This is a genomic window from Altererythrobacter chaiwopuensis, from assembly GCF_054957755.1.
The window spans coordinates 36,777-51,660 of the sequence record NZ_JBTXJG010000001.1 but is presented as its reverse complement, the minus strand read 5'-3'; the positions used below and the strand labels follow the sequence as shown (position 1 = coordinate 51,660).

Sequence of the window (14,884 nt, the reverse complement as noted above, 5' to 3'; positions counted from 1 at the left end):
AAATACCGCGACGGCGGGGATTTGTATGTGAAGGCGAGTCACAATGAATGCGAGCGGCGTACAAGTCGCCACGCTTGCTCCTCTCGCCACCTTCCGTTATAACGCCTGTATGAACAAGCCGCTCAAGATTACCAAGATCGGCAATTCTGCCGGAATTGTCTTGCCCAAGGACCTGCTCGCCCATCTCGGGCGCGCGGTGGGTGATACCGTCTCGGTCGTGATGACGCCCAAGGGTATCGAGATTCATGGCGGCGATCCCGATTTCGAGGAGCAGATGGTCGCTGCACGCGAGGTGATGGCCCGGCGTAAGCGCGCGCTGCGTGAGCTGGCGAAGTAGTCATGGCTCAGAGTTGGCGTTGGGTCGCCACGGAAGCTGCCATAGCTGCACATGCCGAACAACTGGCTGAGCACGGCGGGGGTGAAGGGACACGTGACTCGGGTGCGCTCGAAAGCGCCATGGCGCGACCGCGCAATCTGGCGGATTACGGCGAACCGGACATTGCGGCGCTAGCTGCCGCCTACGCCTTCGGAATTGCCCGTAACCATCCATTCGTCGATGGGAACAAGCGGACTGCGGCAGTAGTCAGCGAAACTTTCTTGGCGCTCAATGGCTATTCTCTGGAAGCCAATGATGCCGAAGTTGTGGTTGCATTTGTTGCCCTCGCCGCCGGTGAGCTGAGCGAGGATGAATTGGCTGATTGGTTTCGCCAGCACCTCGACGCATGTTAACCCCCCGGAACCAGCTTCTCCACCAGCGCCCGCAGTTCGCTTGGGGTCGTGTGCCCCGCTACTATCTCGTGATAGCCGATCCCGGCCTTGCGCAGGGCTTCCTTCTTCACTGCATCGCGCGCGGCGGCGGTGCCCTGATGATGGCCGTTGCCCTGATACTCAAGCGCGTGGCGCACGCAGCAATGCTCATCCATCAGCGCGAAATCGACGCGCTTTGAGTTGACTGCGAGGTAGGCGTCCTTGTCTGGGCTGGCGAGGAATTCACCCAGTGAAACCTGCGCCATCACCTGCCATTTCGGATTGCGCGCGATCACCGCCTGGTCGAGCGCCACGAACACCTTTGCTTCGGGCCGGTTGAGCAAGGCGCGCTGCGTGAAAGCGGCGTTCATGACGGTTTGAAGCTGATCAGTGGCCAAAGGGAAGCCGTATTTCGCGGCTTTCTCTTGCGCTCTTAGTTTCTTCAGAGTCAGGCCGCCGTTCGAAGCCTTTCGGCCCCGCCAATAGGCCTTGCGCTTCTCGCGATCCTGCGTTTCTACGAATCGCTCCACGGCCATTCCAATAACCGCGCCCATGATAAGGACGATTACAAATGCAAATGGATGATCTTGAAGAAACTCCATTTTGCCAGGCTATTACATCATTTGATTAGAACAAGCTTAAATTGGAATTGGCATTGCTTGGACATGCACCCGTTCTATGAGTTCAGCCCTGGAATGCTGGTCCCCGGACCAGGTCCGACTTGCCGACCGGCAGGATAGGCTTTCCTACACGCCCCCATCCATGGCTTATCCTCACCGATGAGCGTTTTGTTTTTTGGCCTCAAGCGCCGGCGTTCGCATCCGCTCACTTGGCTTTCCTCGCATAGGCTCGGACGGCCGGCCGGCCTTGCGGTCGCTGAAGCGACCGGGGCATTTCCTACATGGCAGGTCTCCGTGTAACCCTCACGGATGACCAATCGCCCCAACAACACCCGCTGGACCGGCGAGAAGGCCGCGATGTTCCTCAAGGCGCTTGCCCGCACCGGCAAGGTCGCGCCCGCCGCTCGCGCGGTGGGCATGTCGCGCCAGGCCGCCTATCGCCTGCGCGCGCGGGCGCCAAAGTTCGCCGCGCTGTGGCTGACCGCGATGGAAGCGGCGCGGCAGCAGCAATTGGCCCAGTCGGGCGCGGGTGGACGCAGGCCGGTGCATCCTTTGCTCGACAAGGGGCCGGTGCTCGCCCGCGAGGTGACACCTCCCGCCCGCCACGATGACACTTCGGCCCGCCATGCGTCACGCTTTACCCCGCCAAGGTCACACAGGATGCGCACGGAATGACACCCACAGACCCTAGAGTTACACAATGCCGCTATTTACCTTTGGACCGTGTTCCATGTGTTCCATCTTGCAGGGCTGCGCCCCGCACAGCTACGCGGTGCCGGTGACGTATCGCACCACGTCGAGCGCATCGACTGCCAGCGAAATGCCGTCCACCACCAGATAGGCGATCAGATATTTGCCGAAGGTCGATGCCGGATCGGCGATTTCCCTGCGCTTCATCAGGATCCAGCCATAGACCGGGGTCCAGAACACCAGATGCGCCAGGCCCAGCAGGCGGACATAGCCATATTGATCGTAGAGCCAGTTCATCAGCATCGCCGCGCCGAAAAAGGCACCCAGAATGGCCAGCGCGGGCCAGCAGATCTTCCACGCGCCGCTATCGCCACGGCGGGCGACGAAAAACACCGCCGCCAGATTGACGGCCACCAACAGGCCGATCCATGCCTGCAGCCACAGTGGCTGCTGCATCATCGCCTCAGCGAGGGTGGGGGCGAGGGTGGTGCTATCATTCATGGTGCGACCGCTTTCGGTTGGGCGCGACTACGCGCGCGATTGAAGGCGGCACCTTATCCGCCGCACGAAGCAGGTCAATCGGCGATCTGGGTGCCGAACCTAACCGTTCTTCATATTTTCCAGGCCCTTGATCCCGCCGGGTTTCAGGCTGGGCTGGCTGGCATTCTGCTTAGGCCCCTTGTCCGCTTTGGGTTTTCGGATTTCTCGGCTTTTCTTGCGTTGACCCTTGGCCATCACGTTTTCCAATCAGGGCGGAATGCCCCATTCGATCTATATATGCAGTGTAGAATTGTGTCCAAACAAAACTTAGACGAAAAGAAATAATAAATAGTAATTGGTTGAAAATCAGAAATAAATGATTATATATTAAAGTGCTACCAGTCGTGAACGACGGTTTTTAATACTGAAATGTATTACCTTCTTTATTTTCCGCCTCTTAGCACCGTGCACAAACGGCCGTTTTTGGCCGCCTGCATGTGACAAAAGGAACTTTATCATGGCCTATTTTGGCAAGATCAAATCATATGACAGCGGCAAGGGTGCGGGCCTGATTACCCCTGAAAAGGGCGGCGATGCACTGCCGTTCAACAAGTCCGACCTGCAGCAGCAGGGCCAGGAACCCAAGATCGATCAGCGCTATGGTTATGAAACCAAGCAGGTCGATGGCGGCGCAAGGCATGCTGTGAGCCTCCAGATGGAGCAGGGTCAGAAGGAACAGGCCAGCTCGCCGCAGGCCTAATGTTCAACGCTGGCCGGGGCCGCTGTGACCAGTGTCCCCGGCTTGCGCTGTGAATCCTCCTTCATGCGCCACCACCGGAGCCAGCATCATGGACCTTAACGAACTGCTTCATGCCCACCAGGTCGCCGCCATGCGGGCGAGCGAGGCAGTTGAGGCGGGAGAGCGCCAGACGCAGTTTGACATTATTGCAAGCTATGCGGAGCGTATCCGCGAACACCGTATGGCTAACGGCGTTCCCGATACCAGCATCCCCTTTCTCGATGGCGAAACGCCGCGATCGGAACTTGCCCCATGACCATCAAGGCCGCCAGCATCGCTGATTGGGAAGACGAGGGAGGCGCGTTGAGCGCCTTTGCGGGTGCCCTGCCGGAAGGAATCACCACGAAGCTTGTCCGTGAATACACGGTCGGGCCGTACCGCTATACCGATCTGTCCCACGCGATATCCGAACGAAACCGCCAGGCGCAATCAATAGCTGGCTGAACGGATTTCGAACAACCATTTCCATCAGCGGCCCAACTTTACCAGCACCTTGTCCAGTTCCTGCAGGAATCGTGACCGGTCGGCTTTGCTGAACGGCGGCGGACCGCCACCGGCACCATCCATTCCGGCGCGCAAATCTTCCATGATCGCGCGCGTCGCAATCGCGCCGCCAATGCTGGCGGCGTCGAACGGTTTGCCGTTGTGCGCAAGCACCTTTGCGCCCGCCTTCAGGCACCGTTCGGCCAGCAGGATATCGGCGGTGATCACCACACTGCGCGCGTCGGCCTGTTCGGCGATCCAGTTGTCCGCAGCATCGAAGCTGCCATCCACCACCACGCGTTTGACCCGCTCGTTATCAGGAATCCGGAACGGGCTGTTGCTGACGATCCGCACTTCCACCCTGTGGCGAGTGGCCACGCGGTAGATTTCTTCCTTTACCGGACAGGCATCGGCGTCGACGAGAATGGTGACAGGCGCGGGCATGGCAGTAGGGCTTTAGCCTTGTGGGGGCCGATACCCAAGCTTTCCTACGCGCGCGGAATCTGGCCTAACCTGCGGCATGGAATGTTCGCAACGTGCTCCCATTATCCGCGCCCTTTCCATGCGCGTTTGGCCACGTGGCTTTTCTTTCCTTTGGAGCGTGTTCCATGTGTTCCATCCTGTAGGGTTATCTGGCTGCGCCGCGTCCGATTTCGCTGGATTTGGCGGCGCCAATCCCCATCTTGAATCAAGGAAGAAACGATAAGAGAGGAGCATCCCCCATGCAGTTCCAGTTCAATTCCGATTCCAGCGTGATGGGCACAGAAAATGTCGCCGAAAGGATCGAGGCGTCGGTTCGCCACCGTCTAGAGCGGTTCGAGGATCGCCTGACCCGGCTCGAAGTCCATGTCAGCGACGAGAACGGGCGCAAGGGCGGGGGGGATGACAAGGCGTGCACCATCGAGGCGCGCCCGCGCGGCAGCAAGCCGATCGGCGTTACTGCACATGCTGCCGATGTCGACACTGCAGCGCGGCAGGCTGCGGGCACGCTGGCCCAGCGGCTTGAGCGGCATTTTGGCAAGGCTGAACGGCACAAGCACGATCCCTCGCCCGACAAGGTGATGTAGCGCGCTGGGGTAGTCTAGATCTTGTTGCTTTGCTCGAGCTGATCGAGCAGATCTTCGACCTGCTGCTCGATAATGGCCGAACTGTCGCCGCCGCCATAACTCAGCAGCCCGCTGGAGAAAGTGGTGCCGAACGTGTCGGCCAGCGATTTGGTCTGCAACACACCAGAAGCGAACTCGCGCGTGGTGAGCGATTCGAGCGGGTGAATGAAGGTGCCCCACACCAGCTCTTGCGCCACGGCATAGCGGGCATCGAGCGCGGTATCGAAATTGGCCTGGAGCAGGCGCAGCAGTGCCTCTTCGGGCAGGGCTTCGGCCAGCGAGACGGGGGTGAGAATGCGCATGCGATCGTTGACCGGATCGGTCACCACCAGGATCTGCACCTCATCGATCGCAAATTGCCAGTTGTTGGCCTGGCGCTGCGCATCGGGATCGAGCGCTTCGATCACCTCGGCGATCCGATCCAGCGCCGCGCGCCGCGCGGGCTCGATGTCAGCCGGGGCCTGGGGCGCTGTCTCTTCGCTCTGGTCGGATGCCAGGTCCGAAAAGTCATCGAGCGGGCCGCTGTCTTGCGCTGGCGCATTGTCCTGGCTCAATGCGGGCGCCGCCGACGCCAGCAATGCAAGGCAGGCGGCAAAAGCCAGTGATTTACGACACACCATGATCAATCCCCCATGCTACATGGTGCCGGGCACCAGGGGCTGGTTCGCCGGAACGGAGGGAATTGTTACGTGCCGATCGGACCGGCCAGCCTATTGGCCCGATGGGTCAACGAAATTGCCTGCGCCGATATTGGCATTGACCACGCCGCCGTCGATCGGGATGGTGGTGCCCACCACATAATCGCCCGCGCGGCTGAGGAGGTAGATTGCGCCAGCGGCCATATCCTCGGTCACACCGATGCGGCCCGAAGGAATGCCCTTCTCCACCAGATCGGCGTTGTCGCGCGCGGCGCGGTTCATATCCGACGGAAAAGCCCCAGGGCCGATGCCGTTGACGATGATGTTCTCCCTGGCGAGCTCTGCCGCCATGCGCCGGGTGAGGTGGATCAGCCCGGCCTTCGACGCCTGATAGGGATAGGTCGGCCAGGGGTTGGTCTTCATCCCGTCGATCGAGGCGATCATCAGCACCTTCGCCGGTCGCTCGGGCGTGGCCGCCGCCTTGAGCAGCCCGTGCAGCTTCTGGGTCAGGAAGAACGGTGTCTTGAGATTGAGATCGACCGTGCGGTGCCAGCCTGCCTCGCTGAAGTCATCGAAGGGTTCACCCCATGCCGCACCGGCATTGTTGACAAGTATGTCGAGCTTGTCCTCGCGCGCGGCGATTTCGTCGGCGAGCTGCTGGATCCCGTCCATTTGCGACAGGTCGCCGACCAGGCCGATCACCTTGTCGCCCAGTTCCGCAGAAGTCGCGTCAACCTGCTCTTTCTTGCGCGCGACGATATAGACCCGCGCACAGCCTGCCGCGAGCAGGCCTTCGACGATCATCTTGCCGATCCCGCGCGATCCGCCCGTGACCAGGGCGATGCGGCCATCAAGGCCAAAAAGCGATTTCAGATCCATGTCTTGTGTCCTTTTCAGTATCCGCTCAGTTCCGCTACGCGATTGGCGTGGTAATAGGCATCGCCCAGGAATTCCTGCAGCGCGCGGTCGCGCTTCATGTACAGGCCGATGTCATATTCGTCGGTCATGCCGATGCCGCCGTGCATCTGCACGCCTTCACGCACCGCCAGGCCGGCCGCCTTGGCCACCTTGGCCTTGGCAACCGACGCCATCAGATCGGCCCGCTCGCTGCCCGCATCGAGCAATTGCTGCGCCTTGATCACCGCGGCCCGCGCGATCTCGACTTCGGAATAGAGATGCGCAGCGCGGTGCTGCAACGCCTGGAATTCGCCGATCAGCCTGCCGAATTGCTTGCGTTGCTTGAGATAATCGATGGTCATGTCCATCGCGCCGCGAGCAACGCCAACACCTTCGGCTGCCGCGCCAACGCGGCCCGCCATCAGCAGCTTATCGAGTACCGCGCGTCCGCCGTCGACTTCGCCGATCACGGCATCGCCATCGAGATCGACATTGTCGAATGTGGTGTGCGTCGCCATCGAGCTGTCGACCAGCCGCACGGCATCATGGCTCATGCCTGCCGCGTCCCTGGGAACCGCGAACAGGGTAATGCCATCGGCGTCAGCATCGCTGCCCGATGTGCGCGCGGCGACCACGATCATGTCGGCGCTCGCCCCGTGGATCACGAAGTCCTTCTTGCCCGACAGCTTGAAACCGTTGCCCGATTTTTCCGCCTTGCAGGCAACCCGCTCTGGCCGGTGCTTGGCGCCCTCGTCGATCGCGACGGCAAACACGCTATCGCCAGAGATAAGTCCGGGCAGGTAACGCCCGCGCAGATCCGCGCTCGCTTCGCTGAGTGCGGTTGCCGCCAGAACGGAGCTGGTCAGGAAAGGCGACGGAGTGAGATTGCGGCCGATTTCTTCCAGCACGATGCCGGCTTCGACATGGCCCATGCCCAGCCCGCCATCCTCCTCGCCAACGAGAATTCCGGTGAAGCCGAGCTCGGCCATCTGCTTCCACAATTCGTGGCCGAAGCCGTCCTTGCAGGCCTTGTCGCGCCAGTGACGCAGCTGCTTGGGAATCGCGCCTTCCTCGGCCATGAACTGGCTGGCGGTTTCGGCCAGCATCGCCTGATCTTCGTCATGATAAAGCGGCATGGCTCAGGCTCCCGGAAGGTCAAGAATGCGTTTGGAAATGACGTTCAGCATGACTTCGCTGGTGCCGCCCTCGATCGAATTGGCCTTGGTTCTCAGCCAGTTGCGTGAAGGCTTCCCGCCACCCGTTTCCTCGCTGTCCCATTCAAGGCTGCGCGATCCGCCCGCGCTCATCATCAGTTCGTGGCGGCGCTTGTTGAGCTCGGTCCCGGCATATTTCATCATGTTAGGCTGCGCCGGATGCGCCTTGCCGACCTTGATCTCGTCAAGAAACTTCTCGCCCATGCAAGTATAGGCCAGGGCGTCGACATCGAACATTGCCAGCTCTGCCCGCAGCATCGGATCGAGCTCACCCGCATGACGCTTCATCGCCGCGCCAATCGCAGCGCTGCGATCATCGCCGCCCGCGCCCGAGATCATCTCGCGCTCGTGTCCGAGCAGATATTTCGCCACGTCCCAGCCGCGGTTGATTTCGCCCACGTAGCCGGGGCAATCCTCGCCATAGCTCTTGGGCACGCTGACATCGTCAAAGAAGGTTTCGCAGAACGGGCTATTGCCGCTGATCAGCAGGATCGGTTTGGTGGTGACACCCTGGCTTGCCATATCGAACAGCATGAAGGTGATACCCTGATACTTGTTCTCCTTGTCGGTGCGGACGAGGCAGAAAATCCAGTCAGCCTTGTCGGCATAGGAGGTCCATATCTTCTGGCCGTTAACGACCCAATGGTCGCCCTTATCCTCGCCGAAGGTCTGCATCGAGACGAGGTCTGACCCGCTGCCGGGCTCGGAATAGCCCTGGCACCAGCGGATTTCGCCGCGGGCGATTTCGTTCAGGAAACGCTGCTTCTGACCTTCGGTGCCGAAGTGAAGCAGCGCCGGGCCAAGCATCCATATGCCGAAGCTGGAGAGCGGCGGACGCGCATTGATGCGGTTCATTTCCTCGCGCAGAATTTTGGCTTCGGCAGCATTGAGCCCGGCTCCGCCGTATGCCTTGGGCCAGGCCGGTACGGTATAGCCCTTGTCACGGCAGGCCTCGAACCATGCCTTTTGCGCATCGCACTTGAAAGTGGCGCCCCGGCCGCCCCAGAAAATGTCCTCATCGCCGCGCACGGGCTGGCGCATTTCAGGGGGGCAATTCGCTTCAAGCCAGGCGCGGGTTTCCGCGCGGAAAGCTTCCAGATCGGGGGTTTCAGACATGGGGCCGACTCTCCTCTCACCTCTATTGGTTGACGCTTACGTTAGGGTGATTCGGGTCGGGGTCGCAAGCACACTTATGATAGCCAGCCATGCCGTAGCGTCAGCAAGCGAGCCGTTGACGCGCGCTTGCCCGCGCCTAAGCTGGTTTCAAAATGAAATGGGAGAGATGTGGCATGCGATTCTCTAACAAGACCGTGGTGATTACCGGCGCGGCCTCGGGCATTGGCGAGGAAGCGGCCAGGCTTTTCGCGCGGGAAGGCGCTATCGTGATCGCCAGCGACATCGATGAAGCGAACGGGCAGCGGGTGGCAGATGCAGCTCAAGGTGACGTGCGCTTCAGGCGCTGTGATGTGTGCAAACCTGCGGAGATCAAGGCGCTGATGGATGATGCCGCCGCCGAGACTGGCGGGATCGACGTACTGTTCAACAATGCTGGCGCAGGCGGGGCCCGTCCGCCGATCAACGAGATCGAGCCCGACGAATGGGACAGCACCATGGACCTGCTGTTGCGCTCAGTCGCAATGGGCATCCGCTATGCCGTGCCGCATATGAAGGGGCGGCCGGGTTCCTCGATCGTCAACGTATCCAGCGTTGCTGCAGTTGGGCCGGGCTATGCCCCAACCGCCTATTCGGTGGCCAAGGCGGGCGTGCTTCACCTGACCAAGATGGCCGCTGCCGATCTGGCGCAATTCGGGATTCGCGTGAACGCGATCCAGCCCGGTTTCATCATGACCAATATCTTCACCCGCAATCTCGAAGTGTCTGAGGAGCAGAAAGTACTGGCCAAGGATGCGTTGCGGCAGATGAGTTCGAACGCGCAGCCGGTTGCGCGCAGCGGCGAGGCGCGCGACATTGCCGAGGCATGCGCCTATCTCGCCAGCGAGGCAGGGAGCTTCCTGAACGGCACCTCGCTTCTGGTTGACGGCGGTTTGACGCTCGGCCCGCGCTACAGCTGGGACCCGGAGGAACCGGGCGTCTATGACCCGCTCGAAAGCATGGAAGAGCAGGCCCGGCAGAACGGCGCGGTATGAACAAGGCAGCCCAACCACTCCCCATGCGGATCAAGCTGGCCAACGGGTTCGGCTCGGTCGCCTTCGGGGTCAAGGACAACGGTTTTTCCGTATTCCTGCTCACCTTCTACAATCTGGTCCTGGGGATGGAGGCGTGGCTGGTCAGCGTCGCGCTGGTCACCGCCTTGCTGGTCGATGCCTTCGTTGATCCCTTGCTGGGCAATCTGTCCGACCGGACCTACACGCGTTGGGGACGGCGCCTGCCGTGGCTTTACATCGCACCTATCCCGCTGGGCATTGCCTGGTATTTTCTATGGTCCCCGCCGGTCGACGGACCGCCCAGTTTCTGGCTCCTGCTCGGCATGGCAATCTTGATCCGGCTGTTGCTGTCAGCCTGCGAAGTGCCGTCGGTCGCGCTCGTGCCAGAGCTGACGCGCGACTATGACGAGCGCACAACGCTGTTTCGCTATCGCTATCTGTTCGGCTGGACCGGCGGGCTGGCGATCCTGTTCCTGGCCTACAATGTGTTCCTGCGCGACGGACTGCTCAACCGTGACGGCTATGTGGTTTACGGCGCGGCAGGCGCTGTCATGATCGTCATCACGACGCTGGTTTCCGCAGCTGGGCAGCACAGCCGCGTGGCGCATTACCCGGACAGCCGACCGCCCCCGTTTTCATGGCGCAGCGCATTTGCCGAGATCAAGGAGGCCTTTGCCGAGCGCGCCTTCCTGATCCTCTCGGCCGGCGCCGTGGCAGCCTATGTCAGCCAGGGGATGACCTTCGCCCTGTCGAACTATCTCTATTATTTCGTCTGGGAATTCGACGAATCCGCCCTGGCGATCTATCCCTTCATCCTGTTCGCCAGCGTGGTAATTGTATTCCTCACGCTCAGCGGATTGCACCGCCGCTTCGGCAAGGCAAAAGTCGCCACTGTCACCACGATGCTTTCAATGGCCTCCTGGCTAACCCCCTACGGGCTGCGCTTGCTGGGGCTTTGGCCGGAAGTCGGCAGCGATATTTCCACCGCTTTGCTGTTCGCATTCGTGCTGGTCAGTAACACCTTTGGCGTGATGGTGATGGTGTCCGCATCGTCGATGGTCGCCGAAATCGTCGAGGCCTTCGAGGAGAAGACTGGACGGCGCGCCGAAGGGTCATTCTACTCGGGCAACTGGTTTATGCAGAAATGTGCGACCGGACTGGGAATTCTGGCGGCCGGGCTGATCGTTTCGCTTTCCGGCCTGCCAAGCAACGCACAACCGGGTGCGGTCGCGGACCCCATTATCGATAGCCTGATTGTACAATACTGCTTGGTGGTTACTATCGCCGGGCTGATATCGGCCTTCTGGTTGGCACGTTTCCCGATTGCCAGAGAGGATCACGAGGCCAGGCTTGCCGCACTGGATTCGGCTGCGCGTGCAGACCCCGATGCCCATGCCCTGATGCCATGAGCCGCCATAAATGAGAGCTTGGCGCGGTCCCGAGGGCGTGCCACGATCAACCACAAGATTCGATCACTGAATCATCTGACACACAGGAGAACGCACCCATGGATTTCGAACCCACCGAACGGCAGCAATATTGGCGCGACCGGGTGCGCGACTTCATTGAAAGCCACGTGCGCCCCGCAGTTCCGACCTACAAGGCGCAGGATGCAGAAGGCGATCGCTGGAAGGTGATCCCGGTGCTGGAGGAGCTCAAGGCCAAAGCGAAGGCCGACGGCATCTGGAACCTGTTCATGCCGCCGCGCAATGACAGCCACCACCACGTCGATGATACTTTCGAATTCGAAGGCCCGGGCCTGACCAACCTTGAATATGCCCTTTGTGCCGAGGAAATGGGCCGTATCGGGTTTGCCAGCGAAGTGTTCAACTGCTCCGCGCCCGACACCGGCAACATGGAAGTGTTCCACCGCTATGGCACGCGCGAACAGAAGGAAGAATGGCTGGGGCCGATCATGAACGGCGAAATCCGTTCGGCCTTCCTCATGACCGAACCCTTCACCGCTTCATCCGACGCGACCAATATCGAAACCCGGATCGAGCGTGATGGTGACGAATATGTAATCAACGGCCGCAAGTGGTGGTCGTCCGGCCTCGGCGATCCGCGCTGCAAGATCGCGATCGTGATGGGCAAGACCGATTTCAGCGCCGGCCGCCATGCCGCGCAATCGATGCTGCTGATGCCGATCGACACTCCGGGCGTGAACATCCTGCGCCATTTGCCGGTGTTCGGCTATGACGATGCGCCGCATGGGCACATGGAAGTCGAGCTGAAGGACGTGCGGGTGCCGGTCACCAACATGCTGCTGGGCGAAGGGCGCGGCTTCGAGATCGCGCAGGGCCGGCTTGGCCCGGGCCGCATCCATCACTGCATGCGCACTATCGGCGTGGCAGAGGAAGCACTCGCCAAGATGTGCCGCCGCCTGCAGGAACGCGAGGCGTTCGGCAAGCCGATCTACAAGCATTCGGTGTGGGAAGAGCGGGTCGCCCGCGCACGCATCGATATCGACATGACTCGCCTGCTCTGCCTCAAGGCTGCCGACATGATGGACAAGGTCGGCAACAAGAGCGCCAAGCAGGAAATCGCCATGATCAAGGTGCAGGCCCCGAACATGGCATTGAAGATCATCGACGATGCAATCCAGGCCCATGGCGGCGGCGGCGTGTCGGACGACTATGGCCTTGCCAATGCCTATGCCCACCAGCGCACCCTGCGCCTGGCTGATGGCCCGGACGAGGTCCACTCGCGTTCGATCGCGCGGATGGAATTCGCCAAGCATATGCCCCAGCCAGGGCCAACCGCCAACGCCCTGCGCGATGGCAAGGGGCCGAGCATGGGTGGCGACGATCGCCTCAGCTCGGGTGACATGGGCGTAGCGCGCTAAGGCCAGGCAGGGAGAGAGACTTTGACAAAGGCAGCCATTCTCGAAGCGCCCCGACAGGGCCTGGTCATCGGCGAAGTCAAGATCGCCGATCCGGGGCCGCATGAAGTGCTGATTGACACCAAGGCCTGCGGCCTGTGCCATTCGGACCTGCACTTTATCGAAGGCACTTATCCGCACCCGCTTCCGGCCATTCCCGGCCATGAGGCGGCGGGCGTGGTGCGTGCGGTGGGCAGCGAAGTGAAAACGGTGAAGCCGGGCGACCATGTCGTTTCCTGCCTTTCCGCATTTTGCGGTCACTGCGAGTTCTGCGTGACCGGGCGCATGGCATTGTGCCTGGGCGCGGATACGCGGCGCAGCGCCGATGGGGCACCGCGCATTACCCGCGCCGATGGCTCACCCGTCAACCAGATGCTCAACCTCTCGGCCTTCAGCGAACAGATGCTGATCCACGAGCACGCCTGCGTTTCAATCGACAAGGATATGCCGCTGGATCGCGCCGCCATTCTCGGCTGCGCGGTGACGACTGGTGCGGGCACGATCTTCAATGCCTGTTCGGTGGTTCCGGGTGAAAGCGTGGCGGTAATCGGTTGTGGCGGCGTCGGCCTTGCAGCAATCAATGCCGCCAAGATCGCCGGGGCAGGGCAGGTCATTGCAGTCGATCCAATGCCGGAAAAGCGCGAACTTGCCATGGTGCTGGGTGCAACCCACACCGTCGATGCCATGGCCAGCGATGCGGCGCAGCAAATCATCGCGATCTCGAAGGGCGGGGTGCACCATGCCATCGAAGCCGTCGGACGGCAGGCCTCTGCGGATCTATCGGTGGCGAGCCTGCGGCGTGGTGGCACGGCCACGATCCTCGGCATGATGCCGCTCGACTGCAAGGTGGGCCTTGGCGCGCTTGACCTGCTTTCGGGCAAGAAACTGCAGGGCGCGATCATGGGGATGAACCATTTCCCGGTTGATCTTCCTCGCCTGGTCGATTTCTATCTGCGCGGGCTGCTCGACCTCGACACGATTATCGCTGAACGAATTCCGCTGGAACGCATCAACGAAGGATTTGAAAAGATGAAGGGCGGCCATTCGGCGCGTAGCGTGGTGGTGTTCGACTGATGGCCGACGAGCAGCCAATTGATTTTGACAAGGAAATGGTCGGTACCATCGAGGTGCCGGAGCAGGATCAGCTTGATCTTGAGCGTTTGACCGCTTGGTTCGAAGCCAATGTCGATGGCTTTGCAGGGCCGATGAGTTACACCAAGTTCAAGGGCGGGCAATCCAACCCGACCTACCGGATCGACACGCCGGGAGCATCTTACGTGTTGCGACGCCAGCCGTTCGGCAAGCTGCTGCCGTCCGCTCACGCCGTAGACCGCGAATACGCGGCAATGACCGGGCTTTATCCCACGGGTTTCCCGGTGCCGCGCACCTTCGGCCTGTGCGAGGATCCGGATGTGATCGGCTCCAAGTTCTTCGTGATGAGCATGGCCGATGGACGAAGCCTCTGGAACGGTGCGCTGCCGAGTTGCACGCGGGACGATCGCCGCGAGATCTACCATTCGCTGATCGACACCATTGCCGACCTTCACCTCAAGGACCCTGAGGCGATCGGTCTTGGCGATTACGGCAAACCGACCGATTATTGCGCGCGCCAGATCAACCGCTGGACCAAGCAATACAAGCTTTCCGAAACCGAGCATCAACCCAAGATGGAACGGCTGATCGAATGGTTGCCCGAAACCATTCCGCCGCAGCACAATTCCAGCGTCGTGCATGGCGATTACCGGCTCGACAATGTGATCTTCCACAAGACAGAGAACCGCGTCATTGCGGTGCTCGACTGGGAGCTATCGACGCTGGGCGATCCGATCGCCGATTTCAGCTATCTCATGCTCAACTGGCACAACCCGGCCGATGGCCGTGCGGGCCTGCTGGGCCTCGATCTCGACGAACTCGGCATCCCCTCGCAGGATGAGGCGGTCGAACGTTATGTGGCGCGCACCGGCTACCCTGTGCCGCCGATGGACTGGTATTTCGCCTACAATCTGTTCCGGCTGGCCGGGATCATGCAAGGGATCAAGAAACGCGTGATCGATGGCACCGCCTCATCTGCCCATGCCAGGCAAATGAGCGAACGGGTGACCCCGCTGATCGAGCGCGCATACGAGTTCGCGCTGGCAGCGGGCATGCCTGAATAAACCCGGCA

At 61.0% G+C, this 14,884-nt stretch carries 20 protein-coding genes; 12 read left to right on the top strand and 8 right to left on the bottom strand.

The features are described from left to right. Positions 1-109 precede the first annotated feature (109 nt). Positions 110-337, top strand: a complete 228-nt coding sequence (locus tag ACX2DJ_RS00315) for an AbrB/MazE/SpoVT family DNA-binding domain-containing protein (protein ID WP_462572512.1) — start codon at positions 110-112, stop codon at positions 335-337. Between the two features lie 2 nt (positions 338-339). Beyond that, positions 340-729, top strand: a complete 390-nt coding sequence (locus tag ACX2DJ_RS00310) for a type II toxin-antitoxin system death-on-curing family toxin (protein WP_462570336.1) — start codon at positions 340-342, stop codon at positions 727-729. Here ACX2DJ_RS00310 and ACX2DJ_RS00305 read toward each other — a convergent pair. Next, the gene (locus tag ACX2DJ_RS00305) at positions 726-1,283 is read right to left on the bottom strand and encodes a DUF2726 domain-containing protein (protein ID WP_462572511.1); all 558 of its coding nucleotides are present in this window, start codon (positions 1,281-1,283) and stop codon (positions 726-728) included. The genes ACX2DJ_RS00310 and ACX2DJ_RS00305 overlap by 4 nt on opposite strands. Positions 1,284-1,676: 393 nt before the next feature. Here ACX2DJ_RS00305 and ACX2DJ_RS00300 point away from each other — a divergent pair, with 393 nt between their 5' ends. After that, entirely contained in the window at positions 1,677-2,042 is a 366-nt protein-coding gene (locus ACX2DJ_RS00300; protein WP_462570335.1) for a hypothetical protein, read from the top strand. Between the two features lie 90 nt (positions 2,043-2,132). Here the strand turns inward: ACX2DJ_RS00300 and ACX2DJ_RS00295 are convergent, their stop codons facing one another. After that, positions 2,133-2,558 carry a hypothetical protein gene (locus ACX2DJ_RS00295; RefSeq protein WP_462570334.1) on the bottom strand — a complete coding sequence of 142 codons (426 nt, stop codon included), beginning with the start codon at positions 2,556-2,558 and terminating at the stop codon, positions 2,133-2,135. A gap of 99 nt (positions 2,559-2,657) precedes the next feature. Further along, positions 2,658-2,792 (bottom strand): hypothetical protein, encoded by a 135-nt coding sequence (locus ACX2DJ_RS00290; protein WP_462570333.1) that lies wholly within the window; start codon positions 2,790-2,792, stop codon positions 2,658-2,660. 262 nt (positions 2,793-3,054) lie between these two features. On the opposite strand from ACX2DJ_RS00290, the gene ACX2DJ_RS00285 reads away from it, so the two are divergent. From ACX2DJ_RS00285 to ACX2DJ_RS00275, 3 genes are all read left to right on the top strand, one after another. Beyond that, positions 3,055-3,297, top strand: coding sequence for a cold-shock protein (locus tag ACX2DJ_RS00285; protein WP_462570332.1), 243 nt, complete (start codon positions 3,055-3,057; stop codon positions 3,295-3,297). 88 nt (positions 3,298-3,385) lie between these two features. Next, a complete protein-coding gene (locus ACX2DJ_RS00280) occupies positions 3,386-3,592 on the top strand; it encodes a hypothetical protein (RefSeq protein ID WP_462570331.1) in 207 nt (68 codons plus the stop codon). Beyond that, entirely contained in the window at positions 3,589-3,780 is a 192-nt protein-coding gene (locus tag ACX2DJ_RS00275; RefSeq protein ID WP_462570330.1) for a hypothetical protein, read from the top strand. Before ACX2DJ_RS00280 ends, ACX2DJ_RS00275 begins: the two co-directional genes overlap by 4 nt. Positions 3,781-3,804: 24 nt before the next feature. On the opposite strand, the gene ACX2DJ_RS00270 is transcribed toward ACX2DJ_RS00275, so the two are convergent. After that, positions 3,805-4,263 (bottom strand): YaiI/YqxD family protein, encoded by a 459-nt coding sequence (locus tag ACX2DJ_RS00270; RefSeq protein WP_462570329.1) that lies wholly within the window; start codon positions 4,261-4,263, stop codon positions 3,805-3,807. Between the two features lie 278 nt (positions 4,264-4,541). Here ACX2DJ_RS00270 and ACX2DJ_RS00265 point away from each other — a divergent pair, with 278 nt between their 5' ends. Beyond that, positions 4,542-4,886: an HPF/RaiA family ribosome-associated protein gene (locus ACX2DJ_RS00265; protein WP_462570328.1), complete on the top strand. Its 345-nt coding sequence runs from the start codon at positions 4,542-4,544 to the stop codon at positions 4,884-4,886. 14 nt (positions 4,887-4,900) lie between these two features. On the opposite strand, the gene ACX2DJ_RS00260 is transcribed toward ACX2DJ_RS00265, so the two are convergent. The 4 genes from ACX2DJ_RS00260 to ACX2DJ_RS00245 form a co-directional block, all read right to left on the bottom strand. Beyond that, positions 4,901-5,545: a hypothetical protein gene (locus ACX2DJ_RS00260; RefSeq protein ID WP_462570327.1), complete on the bottom strand. Its 645-nt coding sequence runs from the start codon at positions 5,543-5,545 to the stop codon at positions 4,901-4,903. Between the two features lie 90 nt (positions 5,546-5,635). Beyond that, entirely contained in the window at positions 5,636-6,442 is an 807-nt protein-coding gene (locus ACX2DJ_RS00255; protein WP_462570326.1) for an SDR family NAD(P)-dependent oxidoreductase, read from the bottom strand. Positions 6,443-6,456: 14 nt separating this feature from the next. Beyond that, complete coding sequence (locus tag ACX2DJ_RS00250; protein ID WP_462570325.1) at positions 6,457-7,596, bottom strand: acyl-CoA dehydrogenase family protein; 1,140 nt, start codon at positions 7,594-7,596, stop codon at positions 6,457-6,459. Positions 7,597-7,599: 3 nt separating this feature from the next. Beyond that, positions 7,600-8,790, bottom strand: a complete 1,191-nt coding sequence (locus ACX2DJ_RS00245) for an acyl-CoA dehydrogenase family protein (protein ID WP_462570323.1) — start codon at positions 8,788-8,790, stop codon at positions 7,600-7,602. A 173-nt stretch (positions 8,791-8,963) separates the two neighbouring features. On the opposite strand from ACX2DJ_RS00245, the gene ACX2DJ_RS00240 reads away from it, so the two are divergent. From ACX2DJ_RS00240 to ACX2DJ_RS00220, 5 genes are all read left to right on the top strand, one after another. Then, positions 8,964-9,821: an SDR family NAD(P)-dependent oxidoreductase gene (locus ACX2DJ_RS00240; RefSeq protein ID WP_462570322.1), complete on the top strand. Its 858-nt coding sequence runs from the start codon at positions 8,964-8,966 to the stop codon at positions 9,819-9,821. Continuing rightward, positions 9,818-11,248 carry an MFS transporter gene (locus tag ACX2DJ_RS00235; RefSeq protein ID WP_462570321.1) on the top strand — a complete coding sequence of 477 codons (1,431 nt, stop codon included), beginning with the start codon at positions 9,818-9,820 and terminating at the stop codon, positions 11,246-11,248. Before ACX2DJ_RS00240 ends, ACX2DJ_RS00235 begins: the two co-directional genes overlap by 4 nt. A 98-nt stretch (positions 11,249-11,346) precedes the next feature. Beyond that, positions 11,347-12,684, top strand: a complete 1,338-nt coding sequence (locus ACX2DJ_RS00230) for an acyl-CoA dehydrogenase family protein (RefSeq protein WP_462570319.1) — start codon at positions 11,347-11,349, stop codon at positions 12,682-12,684. A 21-nt stretch (positions 12,685-12,705) separates the two neighbouring features. After that, entirely contained in the window at positions 12,706-13,794 is a 1,089-nt protein-coding gene (locus ACX2DJ_RS00225; RefSeq protein WP_462570317.1) for a Zn-dependent alcohol dehydrogenase, read from the top strand. Beyond that, entirely contained in the window at positions 13,794-14,876 is a 1,083-nt protein-coding gene (locus ACX2DJ_RS00220) for a phosphotransferase family protein (protein ID WP_462570316.1), read from the top strand. The genes ACX2DJ_RS00225 and ACX2DJ_RS00220 overlap by 1 nt, the downstream gene beginning before the upstream one ends. Positions 14,877-14,884: the final 8 nt, after the last annotated feature.